The sequence below is a fragment of the Clostridium sp. MSTE9 genome (assembly GCF_000277625.1).
In the GTDB taxonomy this organism is placed as follows: domain Bacteria; phylum Bacillota; class Clostridia; order Oscillospirales; family Acutalibacteraceae; genus Faecalispora; species Faecalispora jeddahensis.
Map to the genome: position 1 here is coordinate 25,243 of NZ_AKFU01000009.1, position 20,687 is coordinate 45,929.

The window sequence follows — 20,687 nt, forward strand, 5'->3', positions numbered from 1 at the left end:
CTAGCACCATCAAGAAAAAAATCCGCCAAAGTGACCGAACGGAAAGGACGGAATGAATATGAACAACTATTTTAAACTCACCGACACTGTTTACGATATTACAGAGAAATACCCGGAGGCAAAAGAACTGCTGATCTCTCAAGGATTTGAGCAGCTGAGCAACGACCTGATGCGTAAGACCATGGGCAGAACCATTTCGCTCGAAACCGCTCTCAAAAGCAGAAAAATCAACCCAGAGCTGTTTGAGCAGAAACTCGTGGATACGATCGAGCAGGGTCAGTATGCCGCTGGCACCGGACTTTCCGCAATGAAGCGGAACAGCGGCGCGGAAATCCATGTAGAGGGCGTTCTGCCCTGCCCCATCCGCATTCCACTGCTGGAACGGCTGGAAGCCTGGCTGAAAGAAAACAGCGAGCTGGCCGCACGCACCGATTACGACTTGAAAGCTGCCAGCATGGGGCTCGATACCGCAAAGGAGCGCGTGCTCGCCGCAAACGGAGACGCAGAAAAGCTTTCGGACCTGTACCTTTCCGCAGGCTTTGACCTGTTCTTTGACCGCCAGCTGATGGGCCGCTACCGCGAAGCGGGCGTATTCGAGGATATTTCAGGCCTTGCTCATCTGAATCCCGATTTTGAAAACGAACGCATCAATTTAAGAGACCCGCTCGGGCAGTACACGATCATCGGCGTGGTGGCCTGCGTGTTTATGGTGAACACCGCCGTACTGGGCGACCGCCCGTTCCCGTCCGGATGGGAGGATCTGCTGAGCCCCGAATTCGAGAACAGCATTTCTCTGCCGGTGCGCGATCTGGATATGTTCAACGCACTGACTCTGCACATCCGCCGCTTCTACGGCAAAGAGGGCATTGAAAAACTCGGACGCAACCTGCTCAGCGGCATGCACCCGGCGCAGATGGTCAAAGCGGGACGCCAGCAGCAGGCCCCGGCCATCTCGATCACTCCATACTTTTTCACGCAGATGCTCGACGCAAAAAGCCCGCTCGTACCGGTCTGGCCCAAAGAGGGCGCGATCATCAGCCCCATTTTTCTGCTGACAAAGGCCAGCGCCAAGGAGAAGGTCAAGCCGTTTGTGGATTTCCTGTTCTCCAAAGAGGTGGGCGAGCTGATGTCACTGAACGGCAAATTCCCCTCGACCAATCCGCTGGTGGACAACGGCCTGCGCCCCGACCAGCACTTTTTGTGGCTGGGCTGGGATTACATTCACGAGAATGATATCGGCGCGCTGATCCGCGAAACAGAACGTGACTTTTTCGCTGCCGCCGGAAGGGAGCAGTTATGAACCTCACGATTTTTTCCGGCCCTCCCTCGTCGGGCAAAACCTCTGTGATTCTGAAAACCATCGCCGCGCTTCAAAACCGCGGCATCAAGGTGGGCGTCGTGAAGTTCGACTGCCTGTATACCGACGATAACGTCGCCTATGAAAAGGCAGGCGTTCCCGTCAAAAAAGGTCTTTCCGGCGCGCTTTGTCCCGACCACTTTTTCGCCTCAAACATTGAGGAAATCGTGCGGTGGGGCAACCGCATCGGCCTCGATCTGCTCATCAGCGAATCCGCCGGACTGTGCAACCGCTGCTCCCCTTACCTGAAGGACATCAAGGGCATCTGTGTGATCGACAACCTTTCGGGCATCAACACCCCGAAAAAGATCGGCCCGCTGCTCAAATCTGCCGATGTTGTCGTCATCACCAAGGGCGACATTGTGTCGCAGGCAGAGCGCGAGGTGTTTGCCTCCCGCGTCAGCTCGGTCAATCCCCGCGCCGTCGTGATGCACGTCAACGGCCTGACCGGTCAGGGCGCCTACGAGCTGGGAACGCTTGTATATGATGAATCCAAACGCGTCGATTCGGTACAGGGCGTGCAGCTGCGCTTCCCCATGCCGGCGGCCCTGTGTTCGTATTGCCTGGGTGAAACAAGAATCGGTGAGAATTACCAGCTGGGGAACGTCAAGAAAATGGATTTGGGGGAGGACCCGGCATGAATGAGAAAACCATAGCACAGATTTTGACGGAATACCCGTTTGTATCCGATTACTTTACGCTGAACAAGCTGGATGTGACCGGATACGAATCGATGACCTTTCCCCTGTTTTTAGAGCACTTTTCCCCCATCGAGCTGGAGGACCTGGCGATCGACAAGGAACGCCTGCTGGCCGATCTGCCGGTGTTCATTCAGCAGATGAATGATTTTCTGGGGCTGGACACTTCTTCGCTTGTCCACTCTCTGACGATTCTGCCGGGGCACGACAAAACCGGCGTACCGGAAGGCTTTGAGAGCCTGACGGTCAGCAGCTCACAGATCATTTCGATCGTGGGGCCGACCGGCTCCGGCAAAAGCCGCCTGCTGGCGGACATTGAATGGGTTGCGCAGGGCGATACCCCAACCGGGCGCAGCATTCTCATCAACGAAGAAAAGCCGGACAACAAATGGCGGTTTTCCTCCGGCAATAAGCTCGTGGCCCAGCTTTCGCAGAATATGAACTTTGTCATGGACCTGACGGTGCAGGAGTTTCTGGAGCTGCATGCCCAGAGCCGCCTGTGCGACAACGCCGATACGGTGATCGCCCGGATTATTGAGGAAGCAAACCATCTTGCCGGGGAGCAGTTCCGCATGGATACCCCCGTCACCAGCCTGAGCGGCGGACAGTCCCGTGCATTGATGATCGCCGACACCGCCATTTTGAGCACCTCGCCGATCGTTCTGATCGACGAGATCGAAAACGCGGGCATCGACCGCAAGAAAGCGCTGAAGCTGCTGGTGGCGGAGGATAAAATCGTGCTGATGGCCACCCACGACCCGCTCCTCGCGCTGATCGCCGACCGGCGGATCGTGATCCGCAACGGCGGAATCCACAGAGTGCTTTCGACCAGCGAGCAGGAGCGCCAGCTTCTGGAAGAGCTGGAGCGGATGGACGCGGTGATTCAGGGCGCCCGCCACAAGCTGCGGGACGGCCAGACGCTTTCTGTGGAAGATTTGAAATAACTCGTTATCAATGCAAAAAGCGCGCGGAAAAATCCGCGCGCTTTTTGCTGTATTCTAAGAAAAACAAAGCGTTTTCTTTACTTTATATTGGTACGCTGGAACGAGATCGATAAAAACACGGCGGGCACCTTTGCCTCAAACCGCAGGAGCTTTCCGGTTTCGGGGTGGCGCAGTTCCAGAACTCCGGCATGCAGGCCAAGCCGTTTAAGGGGATTGCTTTTCGCCCCGTACTTTTTGTCCCCCACAACGGGGCAGCCCTTTTCTGTCATGTGTACGCGAATCTGATTCTTCCGGCCGCTCTGCAGGCGAATGTCCACCAGCGAATACTCCGGAGAGATACCGATCACCTTATAGTCTGTAATGGCTTCCAGGCCGTCGTCGCCCTGCTCGCCGGAATAGACCATCGTGTTTTTTGTTTCATACAGCCAGGTATGAATCCGTCCGCTCAGCGGCTGCGGACACCCCTCCACCACAGCGGTATACGCTCTGGTTTTAACGAGCGTTCCCCACTGATCCTGCAAAGCGTATTTCATCTCTGCGGTTTTGGCGGCCAGCAGCACGCCGGAGGTATCTCTGTCGAGCCGGTGCACAATGAAGATCCGTGCGTCCGGGTCGCTCTGGCGCACGTGCTCTGTCATCTGATGATACGCGGTGCGCTCCTTTTCCTTCTCATTGGCGATCGACAGCAGGCCGGCAGGCTTATTGATGACCAAAAGCTCGTCGTCCTCATACAGAATCTCCAGCGCGCGGCCTCCGGCGGCCGGAGCCTGCGGCGCCCAGCGAACCTGTACGGACTGCCCCGCACGCAGGGGGTAATCATGGCGGGTCGCTACACGGCCCTCTACCAGCACTGCGCCGCGGGCCAGCAACGATTTAATGTTGTTTCGCGATTTTCCCCGTAGATTATCGCGCAGAAAATCAATCAGAATCCCAGGCTCATTCACCAGCAAAACCACCGGTGCATGCGGATTCTTCCCTCGGGACTTTTCTTTTTTTATCATGGGGTCCCCTTTCTTTCTAAAATGGGCGGCAATGATAACCGCCCGGTCAACGGATGATGTGAATTGCATCCTTGCGCGGGCCGGCGGCCGGGGAAGACTTTTTCGGCCAGCCAAGCGCAAGGGTTCCATAAATATCGTGATGATCCGGAATATCCAGTTCTGCCATTAAACTGAGGATCACAGGATGGTGTGTCAGGCCGGGCAGATGATTCAGCCAGCAGGAGCCGATTCCGAAGGAATGGGCCGCCAGCATCATATTCTCCATCGCCACGGCGGAATCGGCAAGGGCATTGACATTTTGGCGGTCGTTCGAAACAATGACATAAGTAGGGGCGTGAAACAGAAATTCCGAATCCTCCCGTTCCGCCTTTGGTTTCAGGCGGGCCACATACGGGTGGGTATCGGGCCCGACCGAAACCGTGCGCAGGGCCTCGCGCAGTGCGGCATTGATGCGCGCCAGCACCTGCGGGTTCTGTACGGCGGTAAACTTCCAGGTTTGCAGGCTTCTGCCCGACGGCGCGTAGGTGCCGGCGAGAAGGATCTGATCCAGGCTTTCCGCCGGAATCTGCCGCTCCTCATAAGACCGGATACTGCGTCTGGTAAGAATGTTCTCCATCACCGGATTCATATGGACTGCCCCTCCCGCACGGCAAACGGCACGGCCGTGCTGCTCTTAGTTTCATTTTATTATAACGCAGATCGTAAATCTTGTCGATAAAAGTAGAACACCTGTATTTCTCTTAACAAGCTCTTCCCGGAAGGCAAGTCCCCCGCTCACAGTAAGCCCACAGCAGATTTTTCGCCTGGTAGTGCTGTTCAAAAAGCCCCTAAAATAAAAATTATTTTTATTTTGAACAGCGCTTTCCTCTACATAGTATACGGCGAAAAGCGCACTGACGCTAAAACCCCAATATTTGATTGGAGCACCTGTGATTCCCATCAAAAGAAAGCCGGAGCCGAGTGAAATTTTTCACCCGGCTCCGGCTTTCTGCCGCTGTTACCATTTCAATAAATACACGCAGAAGCGAAGAACGCTTACAAATGAATTTCCTCTTCTTTGATAATGCTTTCGGAGGGATGCTCTTCCCGAAGCCGGAAGCCGCCGATTTCACTGCGCAGCGTTTCGGCCTGAGCGGACAGCTCCTGACTGGAGGCCGAGCTCTCCTCCGCTGTGGCGGCGTTCGTCTGAACCACCGCAGACACCTGCGAAAGTCCTGTCGATACCTGTTCGATCGCAGAGGTCTGCTCCTCCGAAGCGCTGGCAATCTCGTTTGTGATTTTCCCGATCTTCCCGGCATTCTCAACGATCTCTTTCAGAATCGCGGCGGTATCGTCGGTAATTTTCGTTCCCTCCGCCACCATTTCAGCCGATTTTTGAATCAGCAGCTCAGTCTGCTTGACTGCCTCTGAGGATTTTGCGGCCAGCACACGCACCTCGTCGGCCACCACGGCAAAGCCCTTGCCCGCCGCACCGGCCCTCGCCGCTTCAATGGCGGCGTTCAGCGCCAGAATATTGGTCTGGGACGCAATATCTTCAATCACCTTCGTAATCGTACTGATCTGCAACGAAGCGTCGTCGATCCCCCGCATGGATTCCTCAAGACGCTTCATGTAGGAAATCCCCAGATCAAAGCTCTGGTTGGCCTCATCGACCAGCCGAGAGGCGCCTTCAACGTTCTTCCTGTTCTCTTCGGCCTGCTCCGAAATTTTGACGACGGAGGCGGAAAGCTGTTCCACGGTTGCGGCCTGCTCCGTAGCGCCGGACGCCAGCGCCTGTGCCGCGTCTGAAACCTGCGACGCACCGGCCCCTACCTGGTCTGCCGCGAGCCCGATCCGACTCAAAGTGCTGTTGAGTGATTCCGAAATGCGCTCCAGCGCCCCGCGGATCGGCGCGAAATCGCCGACATACTCCTGTTCAACAGAGATGCGCATATCCCCCTCGGCCAGCCTGGTCAGCAGCGCGGAAATCTCCTGAATATATCCCTGCAGCACAAACGCCGTGCGCTGGAATACCTCGCTCAAATACCCAAGCTCATTGGAGGAATTCACATGATAGTCCACATGCAGGTTGCCCTGCTCCATATGTTCCGCCGCGGAAATGATCGTGCCGATCGGCCGCAGCGCCCGGCGGAGCGTAATCACAATCCCGATGCCGATGCCGATGATGCCGAGAACACCGATTCCGATCAGCAGCGCAAGGATCCAATATACCTCCCGCAGGGCATCGTCCTTCGTCACGACAAATGCACTGGAAAGCGGCGTATCTATGCCCGAAATGGTAACCGGGATATGTACGATATAACACTCTTTGCCGAAAAGGGAATCCTTCTCTTCCCACTGCTGCTGTTGCCCCTGTTTTGTAACGGAGAGGATTTCGTCATTGATCCCACCGGAGGCAAGCTCGGTACCCATCAGCGACGGGTCCTTCGAGTTGGCCAGATACACGCCTTTGCTGGAGAGCAGATAGGTGTAAGCCTCGCTGTATTCCCCCATCTCGAACGACAGGCTGTTGATGGTATCCACCACAATATCGCAGTTGGCAACCCCCAGAAACTCCCCGGAGGAGGAAAGGATCGGATTGCTGATCGTAATGAGCCATACCCGCTTCCCGTTGCTCAGGTCGTAAGAATACGGCTCCGTCATATGGGGTTTCTGATTGGTTTTTGCGGGCGCGTAATAGTCGCTGTCGCCGTAGGTGCTGTAATCATTCAGTTCATCCAGCAGGATGCTGCTGCCGTTGCGGTAATAGTAATACGACTGGCCGTTCGGCGTATCCGGAATGAACGCATTCGGCTCCCATGCGGTATAAACGGAAAAGATGCGGTCATCCTCCAGCACGCTTTCCATCATCTTTTTTGTAAGATCGACCTTATGCTCCATCTGAATGGAGGCGTCGTTCATGTCGGTAAGGGAACTGGCCAAAGCCTGCGCACGGGCCTGCATGGTGTTCAGGTAGTCGGAGGAAAGCGCCGCGTTGTTTTTTGCCAGTGTGGATATTTCAACTCTTGTCATATCCTGCACCATCGAAATCGTCTGCGTTCCAAGAACAACCACCATGATCGAGATGACAACAGCAGTCATCAAAAGAAGTCTTGCGGGAATGCGGAATGTCAGACGGCGGGTGAGCGGCACCGCTTTTAAATACGATTTTTCCTGTGAAGCATTTTTCTCTTTTTTTCCGGGCATGGATTCACATCTCCCTTTTGATAAAATACACTTCCAGACAGCGCTCTTTCTATATTTTATATCGACAAATAACGGGAAAAGGTTATTTCATCTCTGTATTTTAAATGTGATTTTACCGCTCTTTTTCAAACGGTTTTATAGTTAGTGCTGCCTATGGCAAAACATCTACGCAAAAAAGAACCCGTGAGAAAACTCCACGGGTGAAGGTGCCAAAAATATTCTGCCGGATTGATCAGGCCGGCTCCTCCGGGTCTGCCGCATCCCCTTGTTCCGATCCCGAAAAAGTATCCAACGGTCCCTGCGTCAGCTCAGATGCCGGAGCCTCCGGCACCGGAGAAGCCGGTTCTTCCGTTACGGAAACCGGTCCGCTCGGCGACAGCAGATCCTCTTTTTTCTTCAGGTGCACAAACATCAGGCTGTGGAAAATCACGATGACAATCCAGCCGACGCCGGTTGCGTAAGACACCGCGTCCATTCCCAGGCTGGAAACAAACAGATACGATAAAATCACGCGCAGCGAAATGTGAAGGGTCGTGCCGATCAGCGGAATGTTAACCAGGCCGCTGCCGCGGTAAAAGCCCACGAACGCGCTGCCCGTATAGCTCAAAAAGTAGAAGAAGCAAAGGATTTGAAGATAGGAGGTTCCATAGGAAATGGTCTGCGCACTGCCGTCGGGAACAAAAAAGCGCATGAGCGCCTCCGCCGAAAAGAACAGAATGAGCGACAGCAGCGCCGCGATTGCCAGCAGACCGCGCAGGCCGATGAAAAAACCCTGCCTTGCGCGGGGGCGCTTACCCGCCCCGGTGTTCTGCGCCACAAAGACAGAAATCGCCTCTGCCCCGCTGTCGCCGACGGCGAGAACGATTCCTTCTACGCGGGTGGTGGCCGTGTAGGCTGAAATGGCCGCCAGACCCATGGTATTCACCGCGCCTTGTACCAAGAGCTTGCCGATATACAGGCTGGACTGGTGCAGCGCCGACACGAGAGAAAACCGGGTGATCTTTGCGATCATAGAGCCGTCGTAGCGCATGTCCTCACGCCCCACCCGCAGAAACGGAAGCGTTTTGCGGATGTACAGCAGGCACAGCAGCGCCGACAGAATCTGTGCCAGCACGGTAGCAAGCGCCGCGCCGCGCACACCGAGGCCAAGATGCGCCACAAACAGGATCGCCAGAAACAGGCTGATCACAATCGAGACGAGCAAAAACAGCAGCGCAGCGCTGGTATTGCCGATCGCCCGCAGCACCGCCGCAAAAAAGTTATAGAAGAAACAGGCCAGAAGCCCGAGGAAGATCGTATTGAGGTATTCCACCGCCAAAGCGGAAACGGCCGGCGGAGTTTGAATCAGCCGGAGCAGAAAGGGTGTGCAGGTCAGGCCCAGAAGGCCGATGAGCAGCGTAAACGATGCGCCGAACACCAGCGACAGAAAAATTGCCTGCCGCAGGGCCGGGTGATCCCCCTTGCCATACAGCGAGGCCATAATGACGGCGATGCCGGTACAGCAGCCGCCCAAAATGAAAATAAACAGATTCATCACCGTGCCCGCGATGCCGATGGCCGCGAATGCGGTTTCGCCAAGGTAGCGCTCCACGATGATGGAAGAAATGATATTATAAAACTGCTGCAGAATGTTGCCTATCAAAAGAGGAAACGCAAGCCGCACCAAAAGCGGCTGTATCTTTCCCTCCGACAGGGTAATTTTTGACGCCATGACAACCTCCCGGGATTAGGAATAGCTCCATTATACCGGAAATCATTCGTTTCGATAAGTACTTTTTTCACTATGACAACATTCGTATACAATTATAACAAAAGCAGACGACCCCAAACGGGGCCGCCTGCCGATACAAACGAATTCAGTTGTTTGCAGCCAAACCGCTTACCCTGCGTCCGAAACCTTGGCAAGGCTGCGCGTTACCACAAAATTCACGCCGAGCCCCAAAAGATTCGGCACTACAATATCGCCCACATGCACCGGGGCCTGCAGCGTGATGCCGTCCAGCAGGCGCATGGCTGCAAAGATATCCTTTTTCGGGATTTCATGGTCTGTCTTCACCGGCACGCGCGCGATGGAAGCACCCCTGATCTTCACGGTGGAGGTGACGGTGCGGGTGGGGGCGATCAGCTCCTTTTTGCCGTAAACCTCTCCCCTCGGGCAGGAATTGCCCGTTACCTTATATCCGTTCTTCTCATCCACATGCAGGCGGCACCCTTTGGGACAAACAATGCAAACCAGCTCTGTCATGCGTCATTCCTCCTTTTCAATCGAAACAGTAAGCTCGCCGTTTTCCGCCTTCTTCAAAAGGGCCAGCGGCAGGGTGATTTTCTCCATCTCACCCGGAGCGATATGCTCGCGGGGATACGAAGCAATACGGGTTTCCCCGCTTTTTACCATAATCCGTGCGCCGCGGAAAATCTGATTCGCACGGAAGAAAACGTCTACGGATTTCTCCACACTCTGCGGGCGGATTTTCTGCGGCACGGTATACCCGACGCCGAATCCGTTTTTCAGGCGCAGCATGCCCTCTTCGGAGGGGCTGCCGCTCTTGCTGCACAGCGCGGCGGATTTGCCGGCGCGCTGACTTTCCGCAGTGACGAAATCCACCAGATCGTGCACATGCGCCACGTTGCCGCATGCAAAGATACCGGGGGTGCTGGTTTCCATGTTCTCATACACCACCGGGCCGTTCGTGCGCGGGTCGATCTCGAGCCCGGCCTGACGCGAAAGCTCATTTTCGGGGATCAGTCCGACAGAGAGCAGAACGGTATCGCAGTTGAGCACTTTTTCCGTTCCCGGAATCGGGACGCGGTTCTCGTCTACCTTCTGCACAACCACCTGCTCCACGCGCTTATCGCCGCGGATTTCGGTAATGGTGTGCGACAAATGCAGCGGAATATCATAATCGTTCAGGCACTGCACAATATTGCGCATCAAGCCGCCGGAATACGGCATCACCTCGTAGACGCCCAGCACCTTGGCTCCCTCCAGCGTCAGGCGGCGGGCCATGATCAGGCCGATGTCGCCGGAGCCGAGGATCACCACGCGGCTGCCGACGCGGTCGCCCTCCAGATTCATATACAGCTGTGCTGCGCCCGCCGTGAATACGCCTGCCGGGCGGCTGCCGGGAATGCCGATCGCGCCGCGCGTTCTCTCGCGGCAGCCCATGGCCAGAACGATCGCCTTGGCCCGCAGCTCCAGATACCCGCGCTGCGGGTTAATGGCATATACCGTGCGGCGCTCGCTCAAATCGAGCTCCAGCACCATGGTGCCGGTCAGCACCTCAATATCGCTCTTTTTTAATTCGTCGATAAACCGTTCGGCATATTCCGGGCCGGTGAGCTCCTGTTTAAAATAATGCAGCCCAAAGCCGTTGTGGATACACTGGTTCAGAATACCGCCGAGATCTGCCTGGCGTTCAAGCAGCAGCACGCTTTCGGCCCCGTTCTGCCGTGCGGAAAGCGCCGCCGCCAAACCGGCCGGGCCGCCGCCAACGACAATCACATCATATTCCTGTTTCACTGTTTGCCCGCCTCCTTCTGCTCTTTCGTCCGGCCAAGGATGATATGCATCCCCGTGCGGTCCAGAGGCACCTGGCTCTCCGGAATTCCCAGCTCGCGGGCGATGATCGCCTGTACTCTCGGCCCGCAGAAGCCGCCCTGGCAGCGGCCCATGCCAGGCGTGCAGCGGCGCTTGATGCCGTCTACCGAACGCGGCGGAAGCGGGCGGTGCATCGCGTCTACGATCTCACCCTCGGTTACGGTTTCACAGCGGCACACGATGGTGCCGTACAGCGGGTTGCGGAGAATGGCTTCGCCGCGCTCTTTCGGGCTGAGGGATTTAAACCGCAGCATGCGGCGTTTTGATACAAAGTCCGGATTCGGCGAAAGCTCCAGACCGGCGCGGTGCAGCATCTGCACCATGTCGCGCGCGATCGCCGGGGAGGAGGTCAACCCCGGGGACTTGATGCCCGCGATGTTGAAAAAGCCCTCGCACGCCTCACTCGGTCCAACAATAAAATCATCCTGTGTGGAAATGGCGCGTACTCCCGCAAAGTTGCGAATGGAATCGCGGAAATTGATGTTCGGCACGCTTCTGATCGCCGCCTGCCGCACATTGTGCAACCCCATGGACGTGGTGTCGGCATCGTCTACAGAAACATCTTCCGCGTTCGGCCCCACAATCAGGTTGCCGTGCACTGTGGGAGAAACCAGCACGCCCTTGCCCACCTTGGTAGGACACTGGAAGATCACGCGGCTGACCAGCTTGCCCTGCGTGGTATCGAGCACAAAATACTCGCCGCGGTTCGGTATGATCTGAAAGCTGTTATCGCCCACCATCGCCGCGATGCGGTCTGTATGCACGCCGGCAGCATTGACGACAAACCGGGCCTGCACCGGACCCTGAGAGGTCTCGATGGTAAACACATCTCCGTTTTTCTCAATGCCGGTCACTTCCGCATCCAGCATCACCTTGGCGCCGCCCTGCACGGCTACTTCTGCCTGCGCAATCGCCAGCTCCCATGGGTTGATAATCGCCGCGCTGGGCGCCCAGAGAGCAAACAGAGCGTTCTCGCTCAGCGCCGGCTCCATCTGGTGCAGCTCTTCTTTTTCTACAATGCGCAATCCCGGCACTCCGTTTTCAACGCCTCTTCGGTACAGAGCTTCCACCGTCGCGCGGTCCTCTTCGGAAAATCCAAGGACTAGCGAACCGATTTTATCATATAAAATATCCAGATCCGCGCAAAGCTGCTCGATGATCCGGTTGCCCTCCACGTTGTAGCGGGCCATCAAGGTACCCGGTTCCGGGTCGTATCCCGCGTGCACGATCGCGCTGTTTGCTTTGGTAGTACCGACGCTTACGTCGTTTTCCTTTTCCAAAAGCACCGCGTTCACCTTGTAGCGGCTCAGCTCATACAGCAGCGAACAGCCGCACGCCCCACCGCCGATGATTGCTACATCAAACATCTGTAAACCTCCTAAAAGTATCGATTTGAGCAAAAAGAGCCAAGCAAAGCAGACCCACTTCTACATGAGTCTAGTTTGCCCGGCTCTTTCTCTCAATTCTCGGCAAATTTCAGTTTATGCCATTGTAAGGTCATTGTCAAGTGGTAATTCAAAGGGGTTAAAAGATTGCCGCTGCCAGCCAGGCGCCCAGAAGACCGCCGCAAATGGGGCCTACTACCGGAATCCAGGCATAGCTCCAGTCGGAATCTCTCTTATTGGGGATGGGCAGAACGGCATGCGCAATACGGGGGCCAAGGTCACGGGCAGGGTTCATCGCATAACCCGTGGTGCCGCCGAGGCTGGCGCCGCAGGCGAAAATGATTGCGCCCACACCGAAGGTTCCCATTGCGGCCACGTCGCCAACAGGGGTCTGTGCAATTCCCAGAATTGCAAATACCAGTACGAAAGTGGCGATCACTTCGCTGATGAAATTGTTTCCATAGCTGCGGATTGCAGGGCCGGTGCAGAATACGCCCAGCTTTGTATTGCCGTCTTCGGTATCGTCAAAGTGATTCTTGTACATCACCCATACCAAAACTGCGCCGACAAAGCCGCCCAGCATTTCAGCAAGGATGTAACCGGGAACGACCGCCCAATCCAGCTTGCCGATCGCGGCAAGACCCAGCACCAGAGCGGGATTAAATACCGCGCCGCTGGCGGTGAAGATCAGCGCAGGAATGAGTACCGCGCAGGCCCACCCGAGCGTAATCACGACCCACCCGGAGTTCTGGCCTTTGGTTTTATTCAGGATGACGTTGGCAACCACCGCGTCGCCTAACAGAACAAGAAGGGCCGTGCCCAAAAATTCATACAAATAGTTTTGCATAACAAATCCTCCTCCGCAATTTGCTTTCGGGAATTACTTGGCCCAGCCAAAGGAACGTTTCACGGCCTCTTTCCAGCCGCCTACCAGCTCCTGCCGTGTGGATTCCTCCATCTTCGGCCTGAAGGTTCTGTCAAGAGCCACATTCTGGCGGATATCCTCTTTGTCTTTGTAATACCCTACCGCAAGGCCGGCCAGATACACGGCGCCCAGAGCAGTACTCTCGATGACCTTCGGCCGCAGCACGTCGATCCCCAGAATATCCGACTGGAATTGCATGAGGAAGTTATTGGCCGACGCGCCGCCGTCTACGTGCAGCTCTTTGAGCACGACGCCCGCGTCCGCTTCCATCGCTTTCATGACGTCATAGCTTTGATACGCAAGGCTTTCCACCGTTGCACGGACAAAATGCTCTTTCTCCACGCCGCGGGTCAGACCGACGATGATGCCCCTTGCATACTGATCCCAATAAGGTGCGCCAAGGCCGACAAAGGCCGGAACCACATAAACACCGGCGCTGTCCGGTACCTTGTTCGCGTAGGTTTCGGTAAAGGCCGCGTTGTCGATCATCCGCAGTCCGTCGCGCAGCCACTGAATCGCCGCGCCGGCTACGAACACGCTGCCCTCCAGGGCATATTCCACCTTGCCGTCGAGTCCCCAGGCAATGGTAGTGAGCAGGCCGTTCTTGGAATCCACCGCTTTTTCTCCGGTATTCATCAGGATAAAGCAGCCCGTTCCGTACGTATTCTTCACAAGGCCGGACTCAAAGCAGCACTGGCCGAACAAAGCGGCCTGCTGGTCGCCCGCGATACCGGCGATCGGGATTTCTCCGCCAAGGAACTCTGCGTCCACATTGCCGTATACATAGCTGGACGGCTTTACCTCCGGCAGCATGCTCTTCGGGATTCCCATTTCCTTCAGGATTTCGTCGTCCCATTCCAAAGTATGTATATTGAACAGCATCGTACGGGAAGCATTGGTATAGTCGGTTACATGACATTTGCCCTTCGTGAGCTTCCAGATCAGCCAGCTGTCTACCGTTCCGAACAGCAGATCGCCCTTCTCCGCTCTTTCTCTGGCGCCTTCCACGTTTTCCAGAATCCAGCGCACCTTTGTGCCCGAGAAATACGCGTCCACAATCAAACCGGTCTTTTCTTTGATTGATTTCTCTAAGCCCTTGGCCTTGAGCTGGTCGCAGTATTCTGCGGTGCGGCGGCACTGCCATACGATTGCGTTGTAAACCGGCTGACCGGTGTGGCGGTCCCATACAATGGTTGTTTCACGCTGGTTCGTAATGCCGATGGCGGCGATGTCGGAAACGTCGACGTTGCATCTGGCCTTCGCCTCGGTCAGCACCGCAAGCTGGCTGGACCAGATTTCCATTGGGTCATGCTCCACCCATCCCGGATGGGGGAAAATCTGAGTGAATTCCTTTTGCGCCACGTTGATGATGTTGCCCTGCTTATCAAAGATAATGCAGCGCGAGCTGGTGGTTCCCTGATCCAATGCAATTAAGTATTTGCCCATTTACAAACTCCTCCTTTTATTGATTCAGCCATTGATGCGTCTATTACTTTTCATATCGTGCCGCCCAAGCGGGGGCTTTCTGAGAGGCCTTGCCTTCCATTACATCGTGGTAATAGGCGCTGGTCATCGCTTTTCCGGGTGCCAGGGTGCGGGTGGACAGTACATTTGCAAAATACACGGTGGAAGCGCCGCAGTCTGTCTGACCGGTCACCTCACACTCCAAAAGGGCCACGCAGTTCTGTACTACGGTCGGGAAGCCGTTGTAGTCCCTGTTTTCTGTCTGCGCCAGTTTGTCGGTATCGCGTCCGCTTGAAAATCCAAACAACTGTAAAAATTCCATATCGGCCATTTCCCCCACAACCGAAATGTTAAACTTCCCGGCGGCAGCGATCTGATCATGCGTCAGGTTTTCTTTCCCGATGCACACACAAGCCATGAGCGGCTCGCTGGAAACCTGCATCACAAGGTTCGCCAGCAGCGCGTTGCCTCCTCCCTTGCCGTCCGGCGCGCCTACCAGATAAACGCCGTACCCCAATTTGGAAAGTCCGTCATAATTCATGCTGATACCTCCTATTTCCATATTTTTATATACCATGCGTTTGCTCTGCAAACGCGGGTTCCCCTGTCATATTGCCGGATTTGTAAAAAGAGCAGCAAAACCAGAGGGGTTGCCCCCTTCGTTTTTTGCTGCTCTCATTTCTCGCATTTTGATTCAATTGTCAAACGCAGCGGCCTTCCGGATAAAAGGGCGCTACATATTCCAAAGCGTTTTACAGCTGGTGGAAACTCCCATGGCCCCCATGGCCAGACTATCCATCGCGTTCTTTTTGGTTCGGATCAGGCCGCCTGCAATCACCGGCACCGACGAACACTGACTGATCTGATGAATGATCTCCGGCAAAATTCCCGGCAGAATCTCAATCGCGTCCGCATCGCCGTTCTTCACGGTTTTGCGCACGGTTTCATAGGATTTGGAATCGAGAAGGAAAAAGCGCTGAATGACGAACACACCCTCTTCCCTCGCATGTTTTGCCACAACGGCCTTGGTCGTAATGATTCCGTCGGGATAGAAATGTGTTTTCAAAAACTGAATCGCGCTGCGATCGTTCGCGACTCCCTCCAACAGATCGATATGTATGTACATCTTCTTTCCCGCCGCATGTACTCTATGGATCAGTTCTTTCAGCTCACAGATATTCCCGGATAAAAGAAAGATCACCTCACACGGCGACGCCAGCGCTTCCTCCAGGTCGGAAGAGTCAAAGATCGCTGCAATCACAGGGTTTCGTTCCAGTGCTTCTACAAATTCCTGATTCATTCATCTACCTCATGGTTTTCTTTCTATTTTCCCTACATTTCATCTCGGTACTATTTATATGCAAAAAGAAAGAAAAACTGAATAAAAAAGCGCACAAAAAACGGCCAGGCCGTTTTCTGCACGTCACAATTCTCAACGCAGACATTTGGTACCTATACACAATGTATTTCTTATCTTTTAAGCATTATACCCTGTTTCCATTTGAATTGCAAGACACAAAACATACAAAATACACAGAGTTCCTCTGGTGCTATTACCATAAATTAGAGCAAATGGCCTTTCCTGACGTTTGATAAATTATTCACATAAATTGCTTTTTTATTCACAAAGTAATCGGCTCTCCTTTTCCGTCCCCTCTTCCCTTGGCTGCCGGGCAGCGGAGCTGTCTCTCCCGTATGAAAAAGTTGCTGAATTTTTCAGAAATCCCCATGCAAAATGACCGGGTACACCAGCCGTGTATGGTCAGCACTCCGATACTTCCTCCAGCGCCTGATCAAAGGAATCCGGCTCTTCCGTGTTTTCCATCGGTTCCTCAGCTTCCACCGGTTCCTCAGCTTCCGTCGGTTCCTCTTCCCCGCAGACCGCACTCTCCTGATGAGCCGGGCTGCGGCCCGCGTTGTGCACAAAGTCGATCAAAAAAGATGACACCGTTACCGTCACGAGCGAATAAGCGATGCGCTCAAGCGGAATATAGGAAAGAGAAAACAGCAGCACGCTGAGGTCCGTCGCAAGATAGGCCCGCGCAATCCGGCAGCGTGTCAGCTTTGAAATGATGAGCGCCAGAGCGTCGTCTCCTCCGCTCGAGCCGCCCTGCCGCAAAATCAGCCCGCAGGCGATGCCGACGAACATTCCCCCCAGCACCGCCGCCAGCAGCGGATAGCCGGACAGATCGGGCAGCAGGGGAGGGAACTGCTCCCACAACCGGAAAAACGCCGCCAGACTGACGGTGGAAACCGCAGAGACCTTGATAAAATCCCACCCCAGCAGCCGGAACGCCAGCGCGTAGCACAGCAGATCGAGCAATGGGGAAAGGATGGACGGCGAAAGACCCGTCCAGTGGTTCAAAAGCAGAATCATGCCCAACACGCCGCCCTCGGTGATATCTACTCTCTGGTGGATATTCGTAATGCCAAAGGAGCCGATCGCAGTGCCGAGCATAATCAATAGAATCCGCTTTGCGGTAAATAATTCCTTATTTTTTTGATAAATCTCTCTCAGTCTATTCGTAACCGTCATCGTAATCTGCCTTTCTAAAAATAGAGTCGCGCATTTCATCCTTCCGCATTCACTACCTTTTCAGTATAAACTCTGGTACAATACGAATGTCAAGCCCAGTTTTTCCGAAAGGCGGCGCTGCTATGAAAGAATATTATAAAATCAGTGAAATTGCAAAGCTGTACGGAATCGGTGCGGATTCGCTGCGCTACTATGAAAAGATCGGCGTGCTGCGGCCCCGGCGCGCCGAGAACGGCTACCGCATGTACGGCCTGAAGGATATTTACAAGCTGAGCATCCTGCGCGATCTGCGGCGGCTCGATTTTTCGGTGCCGCAGATTCGGGAATACCTGGAGCAGCAGAGCGTTGGCCACACGCTGACGATGCTGGAGGAGGAGCACCAGCTGCTGCACCGGCAGCTGCAGGAGCTGAAGAACCGGGAGGAATCCCTGCAAAAGCGCATCCGCTCGCTCACCGAGGCGCAGAGAGTCACACCCGGCGTATTCGAGGTTCGGGAATTCCCCGCGCGGCCATGCCTGCGGCTGAATGAATACATCACCCGCGACGAGGAAATGGACTTTGCCATCAAAAAGCTGCACCGAACACACGAAAGCCGCATTCAGGATTTTGGGAATCAGGCGATCGGCGCACAGGTTTCGCGGGAGGATTTGGACAACGGACTGGAAAATGTATTCCGCTCAGTGTTCTTTCTGCTGCCGCCGGGTGATGAGGAATCCGATTTTATTCTGCCCGCCGGGCTGTACCTGACGTGCTGCTACCGCGGCGAATATGCGCAGAGCCCCGGCAAAATCTGGGAAGCGCTGCGCCATGCCGAAGCGGCGCGGCTGCGGGTGACCGGCGACCCGTTTGAGCTGTATCTCATCGACAACCGCGACACGATCCTGCCGCAGGAGTTTCTCACAGAGATTCAGATTCCTGTGGAAACAGGCGCTGCGCTGTAAGGGTAAAACCAAAATCGGAAGATTCCGGCAAAAGTTTTTCCTTTCGCATCTATTTTTCAATTGACGCAGACCACCCGAAAAGGGTTATAATAGAATCAAATCATTGGAAAAGCACTTTTCCATGAAACAGCGATTCTTCTCCCGCTTTTGGCGGGAAAGGAGTACGGAGGCTTTTTTGAGAAGGAATGCTTCCAGAAGCAAATCACTCCTGAAAGAACAAACGGAAAGAGAGGAATAACACACATGGAGCTGAGCGATTATAAACTGGGAATGGGTACCTGGCAGATGGCAGAAAACCGCACCCCCGACCTGGAAGAACGCCGGGCGCTCTCTTTCGGAATCGAAAACGGCCTGACGCTGATCGACACCGCCGAGATGTACGGCAGCGGCAGTTCGGAGACTCTGGTAGGCGAGGTTATCCGCCCCGTACGCCGGGATTCCCTGTATCTGGTCTCTAAGGTTTACCCGCATAACGCATCACGGAAGAAAATGAAAGAGGCGTGCCACGCGTCCTTGCGTCGTCTGGGCATCGATACCCTTGATTTGTACCTGCTGCACTGGCGCGGCAATGTGCCGCTGGAAGAAACCGTTTCGGCCTTTGAAGAGCTGCAGCGGGAGGGCTGTATCCGGCGCTGGGGCGTTTCGAACTTTGATGTTGCCGATATGGAGGAGCTTTGGAGCGTGCCGGGCGGGAACGCCTGCGCTGCGAACCAGGTGCTGTACCACATCGCTTCGCGCGGGGTTGAGTTCGATCTTCTGCCCTGGCTTTGCGGGCACCATGTTCCGCTGATGGCTTATTCCCCTCTGGCGCACAGCACGCGCTACCGCAGTGCGATTGCGTCGAGCACCGCGCTCCGGGAGATCGCCGCGGAGCACGACGTTTCCATTTATCAGATCATGCTGGCGTTTCTGGCCCGGCAGGAAAATGTCGTCGCCATTCCAAAAGCTTCGAATGTAAAGCATGTAGCGGAAAATCTGAACAGCCTGAATATCCGGCTGGCACCGGAGGAGCTGCGGCGGATCGATCTGGATTTTGCCCCGCCGACGGAAAAAACCGAACTGGATATGCTGTAAGCGAAGACAAAGGAGCATTTATGAGCAGAAGAAAACAGCTGAAAATGAAGCCGGTGAGCGTGAAACACCTGGAGCAATACAATCAGCTGCTGCGGTATGTCTTTCAGGTCACTGACCGGGAGCTGCACCAGACCGGCTGGGAAGATGAAGAAATCATGAAAACCAAATTTCCAGTGCTGCAGCGGGCCGACGTGCTGGGGTGGTTTGACGGCGACAAGCTGATTTCGCAGGTGGCGGTGTACCCGTTTCAGGTGCGCATTTTTGACCGCACCTACGACATGGGCGGCCTGACGGGCGTCGGCACCTACCCGGAATATTCGAATCAGGGTCTGATGCACAAGCTGCTGTACAAGGCGCTGGAAAACATGCGGAACAAAAAGCAGTCCATTTCTTATTTGTACCCCTACTCCATTCCCTACTACCGCAGAAAGGGATGGGAGATCGTCTCTGACCGCATCACCTATGAAATCAACGACTACCAGCTGCCGAAAAACAAACAGGTTCCCGGCGAGGTAGAGCGCGTAGACCCGGAGAGCAAAGAGCTGCGGCAGGCCTACCACCGCTACGCGATGCAGACGCACGGCGCCATGCTGCGCGACGACCTGGCCTGGGACGAATACTGGCGATGGGATCTGGACGACCTGATGGCGGCGATCTATTACAATGAAAAGGGAGAACCGGACGGCTATGTGCTGTACTGGATTTCGGACGAGGTCTTTCGCATCAAGGACATGATCTTTGTGGACGAAGCGGCCCGCAGCGGCCTGTGGAACTTTATCAGCGCACATTTTTCCATGATCTCGAAGGTGATCGGCGACATTTACACCGATGAACCGCTGGCGTTCCTGCTGGAGGACGCGGACATCAAAGAGACGATTTCCCCTTACATTATGGCGCGCATTGTAGACATCGAGCAGTTCATCGCCCAGTACCCTTTCAAACCGGACACCGGTGTGCGCGAATGGACTTTTACGCTCGACGATCCGATGTTTTCGTGGAATCAGGGCATTTTCACGCTGAGCATCACCCCGGAGGGCAAGGGAAGTATTGCGCACAGCACCCGGCAAAGCGGCGACAGAATCGATATTCAGACCATGACGACCATGCTTTTGGGCTATAAGCGGCCCGACTACCTGCATAAGATCGGCCGGATTCACTGCAGCCCCGAAACGGTAGACATGTTGGAGGACGCTATTGAGCAGCAAACACCCTATTTTTCGGACTATTTTTAATTCAAAATCCGTTTCTAAAAATAAGAATTATTTTTGTTTTAAAAAAATTCATATTTTATAAACAACTTACACATATTTTTTCTGTATTATTATAACAAAGAGAAACGGAACCTGGGGTAGACAAGCTTCCCCTTCCTGAAGACAGAGATTACTATTCAGCTTTTTGCATACAAATTCCCCTGCAAGGACCGCGCTGGAATTGCCCGAATCGCTTGACGGGAATCCCGGCGGCAAGTAAGAAGCTCTGTTCCTTTCTCTACCGCCAGAATGCCTTGGCTGTGCCCGACAGTCCAAGGCTCCAAAGAACCAATTAAACCAAGCAGCGTGAAGCCGGAATCGTCCGGGT

The 20,687-nt window shown here is 54.8% G+C and carries 19 protein-coding genes; 6 read left to right on the forward strand and 13 right to left on the reverse strand.

Annotated features, from left to right (window positions below):
• Window positions 1-58 precede the first annotated feature (58 nt).
• From HMPREF1141_RS01830 to HMPREF1141_RS01840, 3 genes are read left to right on the forward strand one after another with little or no spacing between them, the layout of a single operon-like run.
• Complete coding sequence (locus HMPREF1141_RS01830) at window positions 59-1,300, forward strand: ABC transporter substrate-binding protein (RefSeq protein WP_035316399.1); 1,242 nt, start codon at window positions 59-61, stop codon at window positions 1,298-1,300.
• Window positions 1,297-1,998 carry a GTP-binding protein gene (locus tag HMPREF1141_RS01835; protein WP_009060410.1) on the forward strand — a complete coding sequence of 234 codons (702 nt, stop codon included), beginning with the start codon at window positions 1,297-1,299 and terminating at the stop codon, window positions 1,996-1,998. The genes HMPREF1141_RS01830 and HMPREF1141_RS01835 overlap by 4 nt, the downstream gene beginning before the upstream one ends.
• Window positions 1,995-2,999: an ATP-binding cassette domain-containing protein gene (locus HMPREF1141_RS01840; protein WP_009060383.1), complete on the forward strand. Its 1,005-nt coding sequence runs from the start codon at window positions 1,995-1,997 to the stop codon at window positions 2,997-2,999. The genes HMPREF1141_RS01835 and HMPREF1141_RS01840 overlap by 4 nt, the downstream gene beginning before the upstream one ends.
• A gap of 77 nt (window positions 3,000-3,076) precedes the next feature.
• Here the strand turns inward: HMPREF1141_RS01840 and HMPREF1141_RS01845 are convergent, their stop codons facing one another.
• The 12 genes from HMPREF1141_RS01845 to HMPREF1141_RS01900 all read right to left on the reverse strand — a co-directional run bounded on the left by HMPREF1141_RS01845 (window position 3,077) and on the right by HMPREF1141_RS01900 (window position 17,094).
• Complete coding sequence (locus HMPREF1141_RS01845; RefSeq protein ID WP_009060396.1) at window positions 3,077-4,000, reverse strand: RluA family pseudouridine synthase; 924 nt, start codon at window positions 3,998-4,000, stop codon at window positions 3,077-3,079.
• A gap of 46 nt (window positions 4,001-4,046) precedes the next feature.
• Complete coding sequence (locus HMPREF1141_RS01850; RefSeq protein ID WP_009060429.1) at window positions 4,047-4,628, reverse strand: nitroreductase family protein; 582 nt, start codon at window positions 4,626-4,628, stop codon at window positions 4,047-4,049.
• Window positions 4,629-5,035: 407 nt separating this feature from the next.
• Window positions 5,036-7,186 carry a methyl-accepting chemotaxis protein gene (locus tag HMPREF1141_RS01855; protein ID WP_009060389.1) on the reverse strand — a complete coding sequence of 717 codons (2,151 nt, stop codon included), beginning with the start codon at window positions 7,184-7,186 and terminating at the stop codon, window positions 5,036-5,038.
• A gap of 232 nt (window positions 7,187-7,418) precedes the next feature.
• Window positions 7,419-8,897 (reverse strand): MATE family efflux transporter, encoded by a 1,479-nt coding sequence (locus HMPREF1141_RS01860; RefSeq protein WP_009060443.1) that lies wholly within the window; start codon window positions 8,895-8,897, stop codon window positions 7,419-7,421.
• 168 nt (window positions 8,898-9,065) lie between these two features.
• Entirely contained in the window at window positions 9,066-9,431 is a 366-nt protein-coding gene (locus HMPREF1141_RS01865; protein WP_009060381.1) for a DUF1667 domain-containing protein, read from the reverse strand.
• A gap of 3 nt (window positions 9,432-9,434) precedes the next feature.
• The gene (locus HMPREF1141_RS01870) at window positions 9,435-10,706 is read right to left on the reverse strand and encodes an NAD(P)/FAD-dependent oxidoreductase (RefSeq protein ID WP_009060398.1); all 1,272 of its coding nucleotides are present in this window, start codon (window positions 10,704-10,706) and stop codon (window positions 9,435-9,437) included.
• Complete coding sequence (locus HMPREF1141_RS01875; protein ID WP_009060447.1) at window positions 10,703-12,151, reverse strand: NAD(P)/FAD-dependent oxidoreductase; 1,449 nt, start codon at window positions 12,149-12,151, stop codon at window positions 10,703-10,705. Before HMPREF1141_RS01875 ends, HMPREF1141_RS01870 begins: the two co-directional genes overlap by 4 nt.
• A 157-nt stretch (window positions 12,152-12,308) precedes the next feature.
• Window positions 12,309-13,016: an MIP/aquaporin family protein gene (locus tag HMPREF1141_RS01880; RefSeq protein ID WP_009060426.1), complete on the reverse strand. Its 708-nt coding sequence runs from the start codon at window positions 13,014-13,016 to the stop codon at window positions 12,309-12,311.
• Window positions 13,017-13,049: 33 nt separating this feature from the next.
• Entirely contained in the window at window positions 13,050-14,540 is a 1,491-nt protein-coding gene (glpK, locus tag HMPREF1141_RS01885; protein ID WP_009060408.1) for a glycerol kinase GlpK, read from the reverse strand.
• A gap of 43 nt (window positions 14,541-14,583) precedes the next feature.
• Window positions 14,584-15,099: a flavin reductase family protein gene (locus HMPREF1141_RS01890; RefSeq protein WP_009060416.1), complete on the reverse strand. Its 516-nt coding sequence runs from the start codon at window positions 15,097-15,099 to the stop codon at window positions 14,584-14,586.
• Between the two features lie 192 nt (window positions 15,100-15,291).
• Window positions 15,292-15,858, reverse strand: a complete 567-nt coding sequence (locus HMPREF1141_RS01895; protein WP_009060405.1) for a glycerol-3-phosphate responsive antiterminator — start codon at window positions 15,856-15,858, stop codon at window positions 15,292-15,294.
• A 462-nt stretch (window positions 15,859-16,320) separates the two neighbouring features.
• Window positions 16,321-17,094 carry a YitT family protein gene (locus HMPREF1141_RS01900; protein ID WP_035316397.1) on the reverse strand — a complete coding sequence of 258 codons (774 nt, stop codon included), beginning with the start codon at window positions 17,092-17,094 and terminating at the stop codon, window positions 16,321-16,323.
• 122 nt (window positions 17,095-17,216) lie between these two features.
• Here HMPREF1141_RS01900 and HMPREF1141_RS01905 point away from each other — a divergent pair, with 122 nt between their 5' ends.
• The 3 genes from HMPREF1141_RS01905 to HMPREF1141_RS01915 all read left to right on the forward strand — a co-directional run bounded on the left by HMPREF1141_RS01905 (window position 17,217) and on the right by HMPREF1141_RS01915 (window position 20,341).
• Window positions 17,217-18,035, forward strand: coding sequence for a MerR family transcriptional regulator (locus tag HMPREF1141_RS01905; protein ID WP_009060414.1), 819 nt, complete (start codon window positions 17,217-17,219; stop codon window positions 18,033-18,035).
• Between the two features lie 243 nt (window positions 18,036-18,278).
• Window positions 18,279-19,109 (forward strand): aldo/keto reductase, encoded by an 831-nt coding sequence (locus tag HMPREF1141_RS01910; protein ID WP_009060371.1) that lies wholly within the window; start codon window positions 18,279-18,281, stop codon window positions 19,107-19,109.
• 20 nt (window positions 19,110-19,129) lie between these two features.
• Window positions 19,130-20,341 carry a GNAT family N-acetyltransferase gene (locus tag HMPREF1141_RS01915; RefSeq protein ID WP_009060445.1) on the forward strand — a complete coding sequence of 404 codons (1,212 nt, stop codon included), beginning with the start codon at window positions 19,130-19,132 and terminating at the stop codon, window positions 20,339-20,341.
• Window positions 20,342-20,496: 155 nt separating this feature from the next.
• Here HMPREF1141_RS01915 and HMPREF1141_RS17615 read toward each other — a convergent pair.
• A partial coding sequence (locus tag HMPREF1141_RS17615) for a hypothetical protein (RefSeq protein WP_207636034.1) occupies window positions 20,497-20,687 on the reverse strand: 191 nt, incomplete at its 5' end.